This window comes from Intestinibacter sp. (assembly GCF_051866655.1).
Taxonomy (GTDB): Bacteria; Bacillota; Clostridia; order Peptostreptococcales; family Peptostreptococcaceae; genus Intestinibacter.
In genome coordinates, this window is sequence record NZ_JBJDXL010000511.1 from 1 (window position 1) to 2,329 (window position 2,329).

Sequence of the window (2,329 nt, forward strand, 5' to 3'; positions counted from 1 at the left end):
CTGTAAATGATCAAGATAAAGAAGAATTCTTAGAAATAGCAAAAGAAATGAAGAAAGTAGGATATACTTTCATGGCTACAGAAGGAACAGCATTATATCTAAAAAACAATGGTATAGAAGCTACTGTAGTTAATAAAATAAGAGAAGCAAGACCTAATCTGCTTGATGTTATAACTAATAATCAAGTTGACATGGTTATAAATACTCCAACTAAAGGAAATGACGCAACAAGAGATGGATTCAGAATAAGAAGATTAGCAACTGAATACTCTATAGATGTTATGACTTCACTAGACACATTAAAAGCATTAGTTAAAGTAAATCAAAAACATATTGACAAAAATCAATTAAAAGTATATAACTTAGCTGATTAATAATGAAAACTACTGTGGCTAGATTTAGTTCTAGCTTACAGTAGTTTTTTTAGAAAGCTATAGACATAGTTAAAGAGATAGAAAGTATATAGGAGGGAAGTTATATGAAAGCAAGATTAATATTAGAAGATGGTACTATTTTTAAAGGAAATGCGTTTGGTTATTTAGAAGAGTCTGTTGGAGAAGTAGTATTTAATACTTCTATGACTGGATATGGAGAGGTTTTAACTGATCCTTCTTATTATGGACAAATAGTAACAATGACTTACCCATTAATAGGGAACTATGGAATTAACTTAGAAGATGTACAATCAAAAAATGTATGTGTTAAAGGATTCATAGTTAGAGAAAAAAGTGACACACCAAACAATTTTAGAAATGAAATGAGCCTAGACGTTTATTTAAAACAAAATAAAATAATAGGACTTGAAGGAATAGATACAAGAGCCTTAACTAAAATCCTTAGAAATAGAGGAACAATGAAAGGTATAATAACATTAGACAGTAATGCTACATTAGAAAGTATACAACCAAAATTAGATAAATTTGATAATACTTACGCTGTTTATACAGTTTCAAGAAAAGAAAAAGAATTCTATCCAGGTAATGGAGCTAAAGTAGCTGTTATGGACTACGGAGTAAAACAAAACATAATAGATAATTTTGTACAAAGAGGTTGTGATGTAACAGTATATCCTGCTACTACAACAGCTGAAGAAGTATTAAATGATAATCCAGATTTAATATTCTTATCTAATGGGCCTGGGGATCCAGATGATTTAGATGAAATAGTAGGAAATGTTAAGCAAATGATAGGTAAAAAACCTATAGTAGGAATTTGCCTAGGACATCAAATTTTAGCAAGAGTATTTGGTGGAAAAACTGGAAAACTTAAATTTGGACACAGAGGTGGAAACCATCCTGTAAAAGATTTTGAAGAAGATAAAGTATTTATAACTGCTCAAAACCATGGTTATTATGTAACTGATGTACCAGAATGTATGAATGTAACACAAATAAACTTAAACGATAATACAGTTGAAGGTATGAGACATAAAGAATTACCAATATATAGTGTTCAATACCATCCAGAGGCTTGCCCAGGACCAAAAGACAGCCAATATATATTTGATAAATTCTTAGACGTATTAAATAATAAATAGTTATAACGTTATAAATATTTTGTGAAGGAGACGAGATTATGCCTAAAATAGATAGCATTAAGAAAACATTAGTATTAGGATCAGGACCAATAATAATTGGACAAGCTGCAGAATTTGACTATTCAGGAACACAAGCTTGTGAAGCTTTAAAAGAAGAAGGGATAGAAGTTGTATTAATAAATTCAAACCCAGCTACAATAATGACAGATAAAGAAGTAGCTCATAAAATATATATAGAACCATTAACTATAGCAGCTATAGAAAAAGTTATAGAAAAGGAAAGACCAGACAGTTTACTTGCAGGTATGGGTGGACAAACAGCTCTTAACTTAGCAGTAGAATTAGCAGATGCTGGTATATTAGATAAATATGGAGTAAAAGTAATAGGTACTTCAATAGAATCAATCAAAAAAGGTGAAGATAGAGACGAATTCAGAGAAATGATGAAATCTATCAACCAACCAGTAATAGAAAGTGATATAGTAACAAATTTAGAAGATGGTATCATATACGCTGAAAAAATAGGATATCCAGTTATAATCAGACCTGCTTATACATTAGGAGGAACTGGTGGAGGTATAGCTGAAAATAGAGAAGAATTAACTGAAATACTTACTCACGGTTTACAACTAAGCCCAGTTACACAAGTTCTTATAGAAAAAAGTATAAAAGGTTGGAAAGAAATAGAATACGAAGTAATGAGAGATGCTAAAGGAAACTGTATAACTGTTTGTAACATGGAAAATGTAGACCCAGTTGGTGTGCATACAGGAGATAGTATAGTTGTTGCTC

Annotated in this window: 1 protein-coding gene and 2 pseudogenes; all 3 read left to right on the top strand. The window is 30.7% G+C overall.

What is annotated here, in order from left to right:
• Positions 1 to 374, top strand: a pseudogene (locus ACI3VO_RS15325) (carbamoyl-phosphate synthase large subunit); the annotation flags it as partial.
• Positions 375 to 478: 104 nt separating this feature from the next.
• Positions 479 to 1,537, top strand: a complete 1,059-nt coding sequence (locus ACI3VO_RS15330; protein ID WP_439758749.1) for a carbamoyl phosphate synthase small subunit — start codon at positions 479 to 481, stop codon at positions 1,535 to 1,537.
• 38 nt (positions 1,538 to 1,575) lie between these two features.
• Positions 1,576 to 2,329 (top strand): annotated as a pseudogene (locus ACI3VO_RS15335) (carbamoyl-phosphate synthase large subunit); the annotation flags it as partial.